General features: G+C 58.5%; 8 protein-coding genes and 1 pseudogene. 3 read left to right on the top strand and 6 right to left on the bottom strand.

Features of this window, described 5'->3' with window-relative positions; translation table 11 throughout:
* Nucleotides 1-249: pseudogene (locus Q8K05_RS03000) on the top strand (NAD+ synthase); the annotation flags it as partial.
* 51 nt (nucleotides 250-300) lie between these two features.
* A complete protein-coding gene (locus tag Q8K05_RS02995) occupies nucleotides 301-639 on the top strand; it encodes a P-II family nitrogen regulator (RefSeq protein ID WP_305245055.1) in 339 nt (112 codons plus the stop codon).
* 22 nt (nucleotides 640-661) lie between these two features.
* On the opposite strand, the gene Q8K05_RS02990 is transcribed toward Q8K05_RS02995, so the two are convergent.
* From Q8K05_RS02990 to Q8K05_RS02965, 6 genes are all read right to left on the bottom strand, one after another.
* A complete protein-coding gene (locus Q8K05_RS02990; protein WP_305245054.1) occupies nucleotides 662-1,270 on the bottom strand; it encodes a TIGR00730 family Rossman fold protein in 609 nt (202 codons plus the stop codon).
* The gene (locus Q8K05_RS02985; RefSeq protein WP_305245053.1) at nucleotides 1,267-1,713 is read right to left on the bottom strand and encodes a diacylglycerol kinase; all 447 of its coding nucleotides are present in this window, start codon (nucleotides 1,711-1,713) and stop codon (nucleotides 1,267-1,269) included. The genes Q8K05_RS02990 and Q8K05_RS02985 overlap by 4 nt, the downstream gene beginning before the upstream one ends.
* 36 nt (nucleotides 1,714-1,749) lie before the next feature.
* Nucleotides 1,750-2,280: an RDD family protein gene (locus Q8K05_RS02980; protein WP_305245056.1), complete on the bottom strand. Its 531-nt coding sequence runs from the start codon at nucleotides 2,278-2,280 to the stop codon at nucleotides 1,750-1,752.
* A gap of 82 nt (nucleotides 2,281-2,362) precedes the next feature.
* On the bottom strand, nucleotides 2,363-3,076 hold the full coding sequence (locus Q8K05_RS02975; RefSeq protein ID WP_305245052.1) for a DUF3106 domain-containing protein: 714 nt from the start codon (nucleotides 3,074-3,076) through the stop codon (nucleotides 2,363-2,365).
* 89 nt (nucleotides 3,077-3,165) lie between these two features.
* Nucleotides 3,166-3,594 (bottom strand): DUF3619 family protein, encoded by a 429-nt coding sequence (locus tag Q8K05_RS02970; RefSeq protein WP_305245051.1) that lies wholly within the window; start codon nucleotides 3,592-3,594, stop codon nucleotides 3,166-3,168.
* Nucleotides 3,591-4,157: an RNA polymerase sigma factor gene (locus tag Q8K05_RS02965; protein WP_305245050.1), complete on the bottom strand. Its 567-nt coding sequence runs from the start codon at nucleotides 4,155-4,157 to the stop codon at nucleotides 3,591-3,593. Before Q8K05_RS02965 ends, Q8K05_RS02970 begins: the two co-directional genes overlap by 4 nt.
* 330 nt (nucleotides 4,158-4,487) lie before the next feature.
* Between Q8K05_RS02965 and ilvB the strand changes: the two genes are divergently transcribed.
* On the top strand, nucleotides 4,488-5,971 hold a 1,484-nt coding region (gene ilvB, locus Q8K05_RS02960), incomplete at its 3' end, for a biosynthetic-type acetolactate synthase large subunit (protein WP_305245049.1).

Below are 5,971 nucleotides of genomic sequence, written 5' to 3'. Positions count from 1 at the left end.
CAGACTGATCAGGACAGCCTGCCGCCCTACGAGGTGCTGGACGCGATTCTGGAGCGCTACATGGAAAATGACCAGAGCGTGGAAATCATTGTGGCCGCCGGTTTTGAGCGTGCGGTGGTTGAACGTGTGGCGCGGCTTATCCGGCTCAACGAGTACAAGCGCCGCCAGGCGCCAGTGGGCATCCGGGTGACTCACCGAAGCTTCGGCAAGGATTGGCGCTATCCTATAACCAGTCAATTTCGTGCGTGAGCCTTTCAGGCCACGCAGTATTCAAACCCTAAAACTCCCGGAGACTTTTCAGTGAAACAAATTACCGCCGTCGTCAAGCCCTTCAAACTCGAAGAAGTCCGCGAGGCGCTGGCCGAGTGCGGCGTCACCGGCCTGACCGTGACCGAAGTCAAGGGTTTTGGGCGCCAGAAGGGGCACACCGAACTGTACCGTGGTGCCGAGTACGTGGTCGATTTTCTGCCCAAGGTCAAGGTCGAAGTGGTGGTTAAAACCGACGACGTGGACCGCTGTGTCGATGCCATCGTGCGTGCCGCCCGCACCGGAAAAATCGGTGATGGCAAGATTTTCATCACCAGCGTGGAGCGCGTCGTGCGCATCCGCACCGGGGAAGAAGACGAAGCGGCTGTTTAAACCTGGAAACGCTGCAAGGCGCTTAAATCTGGTCAAGCCGCAGGGTGGGCGCCGTCATGCCCGCTGCCTGCACCAGCGCCTCCAGCAACAACTCCGCATCGCTGCCGGTGCGAATCAGTTCCATTTGCCAGTCGTTCATGAAACCGGCCTTCACGGCCGAACCCAGGAAAGCCAGCAGGCTGTCGTAGAAGCCGCTCATGTTCAGCAGGCCCACGGGTTTGTCGTGGTAACCGAGCTGGCGCCAGGTCCAGACTTCAAAAAATTCTTCGAGGGTGCCAATCCCGCCGGGCAGCGCCAGAAATGCGTCGGCGTGTTCGGCCATGATGCGCTTGCGCTCATGCATGTTTTCAACGATGTGCAGTTCGGTGCAGCCGGTGTGGGCCCATTCCTTTTCCACCAACGCCTTGGGGATGACGCCAATCACCCGGCCGCCAGCGGCCAGCGCGGCGTCCGCCATGATGCCCATCAGTCCATTGTGGCCGCCGCCGTAGACCAGTTGGCCGTCATGCTGGCCGATCCAGGTGCCGACCTGGCGCGCCATCGCTGCAAACTCGGGCGTGTCGCCCGGGCGCGAGCCGCAGTACACACAGACTGAAAAGGCGGGCTTGCGTTTGCTGGCTTCGGCGTTCATGCTGCAAGCCTCTGGTAGAGCGCCATGGCCCAAGTGCCTGCGCAGAGCAATAAACTGAGCAGCACGGCGGCGCTGCCCATGTCTTTGGCGCGCTTGGAAAGGTCGTGCCACTCGGGACCGATGCGGTCGATGGCAGTTTCTATGCCGGTGTTGAGCAGCTCGACGATCATGATGAGAACGACCGTTCCGGCCAGTAACACGGTCTCAATCCAGCTGCGGCCAAGCCAGAAGGCGGCGGGAACGAGGACAACCGAGGCAATGGCTTCCTGGCGGAACGCCGTCTCGTGCCAGCCAGCGCGCAGTCCTGCGAGGGAGTAGCCCATGGCGTGCCAGACGCGGCTCAGGCCTTTGCGGTTTTTTTGGGGATTCACCGGCGCATCGGCCTGTGACGGAGGGATGGCAGGGCTCTTTTCGGAAGCCGAAAACGGTACTTGTTGGGACATGCAGGGATTGTCTCGCAGCTTGGCCGTGTGTTGATATCAGGACCGATGGGGTGCCACGGCACTGTTTTCGGCCTTGCTTGTCTTTTTCCTGGTTTTGGCGGGCGCCATCCAGGTCACCAGTTGCGTGCCCGCCCAGGCATCGTGCCAGAACTGTTGCCGGGGATGAAAGCGCGCCAAAATCGCCCACACCGCCACCCATCCGAGGGTCAGGACGGCACCGTCCATGCCGGGCAACGCAAACAGCCAACTCACGCCCAGCGGTGGCAAAAACCACAGCCAGCTCAGCACATAGCGCAACAGGGCCCGTTTTTGGGTAACGGCTGCGCCATGAACGTCCACCACACGAATATTCCATGTCTTCATCGCCAGCGTCTGGCCTTTGGCCCAGAACCAGACAAAATAAATGCCAAAAATTACAAAAACAAAAGCTTGCAGGGCGTGGCGGTTGTCCATGGCATTGCGGGTCTGGCTCAGGGTGCCAAACAGGTAGCCGGCGATGAAGGCCACCCCAAACATCAGCATGCCTTCGTACATCCAGCAGGCCATGCGCCTGGTCAGCGACGGGATTTGAGTGCTATTTACTGTCAATTTTGTAGCTATGAGGAGGCGTTGCCGGAAGGCGGTCGCGCCGATTGATGGAGAGAAAAGCTCAGCGTCCAGGCTCAGCGCCAGTTCCGCCCGTAGCGCTTTCACCTGCACGCAGCGTTGCGGGATTGGTGAGCGCCGCCGGTGGAGGCATGATTTTAGGCGCAGGCCTGGAAGCCGGCTTGGCCGCTTGGTGAGGAACTGCTGTCAGCTTCTGCGGTGCCACGGGTTTGACCGCTGTTGCGGCGCCACCCGGCTTGGGGCTGGCCTTGGCCGCCAGCTTCTGTTTTTCTTCAGCGCTCAGTGCCTGGTAGGTCTGCCATTTTTCCTTTTTCTCTTCCGTCGTCAGTTCCCTGGAAAGCTCTTTGGTTTTTGCAAAGTTAAGACGTGCCTGGGCGCGTTGCTGGGGACTGAGGGTGACCCACTCGTTCATGCGGCTGTGCATGGTGGCTTGTCCTTCGGGGGGGAGCGAAGGGTAATTTTTGGAGATTTCCAGCCACTTGCGCTTTTGCGCTTCACTGATGGTGTTCCAGCTCAAGGCCAATGGCTTGAGCGTCTGCTGCTGCATCGGGGTGAGTTCTGCCCAGGAAGGTCCGGAAGCGGCAGGCTTGCGGGGTGCCACTGACGACGGTTTGCTGGCTGCGGAGGCGCTGGCAGCGCTGATCGGTTTGGCTGCCTGCGCAAAACTGAGGGCGGGCAGAGCCAGCAAGCTGGCGCACGCCAGCACAAGCGACAGCCGCTGCAGTCTCAAGGCCCAAGCGCCCATGCCCTTGCGCATCAACCGGGGTAGATGGCTATGGGGCGGTTGGGCATGTAAAAAGGCTGCTTGCGCGATCATTGGACAGTCGGGGCTCGGGGTTATCGGGGCTAGCGTGTGGCCTTGAGAAACTGGACAAAACCGGGATCTGAAAATGCGGCCGGAGGAAGCTCATCGGTCAGCAGCGCCGCATCCACCTCGGCCACTTCCCGGGCCCGATTGTCGTTTTGGATCGAATTGATGGTCAGCAGGCCGGCTACCAGCGCAATGAGCGGGAGCACCGAGCCAATGCGGGCCCACCAACTCAGGCCTTCACCAGCGCCCCACATCAGGGCCGCACTGCCGCCCGTGTTGACCATGCTGCTGGCGGTTTCCGTCTTTGCAATTTTTCGCATGGATACAGCCCGGGCACGCGCCGCACGCAGACGTTCCGAAATGTCATAAGGCAAGTCGGATGCGCCCGCGGACAAATAGGATGCGGTTTTCAGACCGAAACGTTCTTGCAAGGTATCGGTTCTTTTGATCAGTAAGTTAGTCATAGTTTTATACCTCCAGCCCTCAGGGCTTTGCTGAGGGCCTTGACTGCGCGGGAGCAATGTGTCTTGACGCTACCTTCAGAGCAGCCCATGGCCATTGCAGTTTCCGCTACATCCATTTCTTCCCAATAACGCATTAGAAAAGCTTCCCGTTGACGACCGGGCAACTCCTTTATCTGCAGTTCGATCTCATGCAATATCTGCGCCCGTTCCGTGGCGTCCTGGGCGCTTTCTGTTCCTTCCGAGTTTGTCAGGACCTCTAAAGTTTCCAGAAGATCAAAATCTCCGTCTTCTCCCGGTGATTCGAAGTCGCTCAGGTTGGAAAAAAGGGCGTTTCGGGTCTTGCGGCGGCGAAACCAGTCCAGCGTCGTGTTTGACAAAATCCGCTGAAACAACATGGGCAACTCGGCGGCAGGCTTGTCGCCATAGTGCTGCGCGAGTTTCATCATGCTGTCCTGCACGATGTCCAGAGCAGCTTCACCGTCTCGCACGTGATAAACGCTGCGCTTGAAAGCCCGTTTTTCAACGCTTTTCAGGAAGTCGGAAAGTTCTTGTTCAGTTGCCAACGGTGTGGGGTTCCGGGTTGTCCTGCGCTGTCGTTATTGTCTTTTGCGCATGCCGTGTATTTGGAGTTGGCAGTCAGGCCCACCTTTTAACATGCAGCTTCAAAATTATCGCACCATGCCTAACGGCGCCTGGCGCCTTTTGCGCCGCTGCAGTCACTGCGCAGTGTGAAAATGCCATAATGCTCCCTGCAATTCAAACGGCAAACGGGTCATGACTCGGCGAATTATGTCTTCGCTTATGGTTTTGGCCTCAAGTCTTGACGCCGCTTCACAAGAGTGGGCCAAGAGGCACCCAAGGTATTTCGTTAGAGAAATTCACAAAGGTTGATCATGGAAATTTCAAAAGTGGAACTCGCTTCCGCGGCAGCCGCATCGGCCCAAACAGCGACCCAAGCCGATCCTCAAGAGCTTAGAGGCGCTGAAATCCTCGTCAAGGCGCTTCAGGCCGAGGGTGTCAAGCACATCTGGGGTTATCCGGGCGGCGCAGTTCTTCATATTTACGACGCTTTTTACAAGCAAGACACGTTCGAGCATGTGCTGGTGCGCCATGAGCAGGCCGCAGTGCATGCCGCTGATGGCTATGCCCGCGCCACGGGCGATGTCGGCGTTGCGCTGGTCACTTCCGGCCCGGGCCTGACCAATGCCGTGACAGGCATTGCCACGGCCTACATGGACAGCATTCCCATGGTCATCATCAGTGGCCAGGTGCCGACGGCTGCCATCGGCCTTGATGCCTTCCAGGAATGCGATACCGTTGGCATCACCCGCCCCATCGTCAAGCACAACTTCTTGGTCAAGGATGTGCGGGACATGGCCGAGACCATGAAAAAGGCTTTCCATATCGCCCGAACCGGCCGGCCCGGTCCCGTGGTGGTTGACGTGCCCAAAGACGTCTCGTTCAACAAGACCTTGTATACGGGCTATCCAAAGAGCGTTGAAATGCGCTCCTACAACCCGGTTCGCAAAGGCCATGCCGGGCAAATCCGCAAAGCCTTGCATCTGCTCATGACGGCCAAGCGGCCCTATATTTACACCGGCGGCGGCGTGTTGCTGAGCAACGCTTCGCAGGAGTTGCGTACGCTGGTGGACATGCTGGGTTATCCCTGCACCAATACGCTGATGGGCTTGGGCGCTTATCCGGCCAGCGACAAGAAATTCCTCGGCATGCTGGGCATGCACGGGACGCTGGAAGCCAATAACGCCATGCAGAACTGCGACGTGTTGCTGGCCGTGGGCGCGCGTTTTGACGACCGCGTGATTGGCAACCCCAAGCACTTCGCCCAGAACGAACGCAAGATCATTCACATCGATATTGATCCGTCGAGCATCTCCAAACGCGTTAAGGTCGATATTCCCATTGTGGGCGATGTGAAAGACGTGCTGACCGAACTGATCGCGATGATCAAGGAATCCGGTCTCAAGCCCGACGCCAACGCGCTCGGCGCTTGGTGGAGCACGATTGAAGAATGGCGCAAGCGGGACTGCATGAAGTACAGCTTGGGCAGCGGTGATGTCATCAAGCCCCAGTACGTGGTCGAGACGCTCTGGAACATGACCAAGGACGCCGATACCTACATCACGTCGGATGTGGGCCAGCACCAGATGTGGGCCGCGCAATACTACAAGTTTGACGAGCCGCGCCGCTGGATCAATTCCGGTGGCATCGGCACCATGGGCGTCGGTATTCCCTATGCCATGGGGATCAAGCTGGCCAAGCCGGATTCCGAAGTGTTTTGCATTACAGGCGAAGGCTCGGTGCAGATGTGTATCCAGGAACTTTCAACCTGTCTGCAGTACAACACGCCGATCAAGAT

It is taken from the genome of Polaromonas sp., assembly GCF_030682935.1.
In the GTDB taxonomy this organism is placed as follows: Bacteria; Pseudomonadota; Gammaproteobacteria; order Burkholderiales; family Burkholderiaceae_C; genus Polaromonas.
The sequence above is the reverse complement of the archived record's forward strand: the minus strand, read 5'-3'. Positions and strand labels throughout refer to the sequence as shown.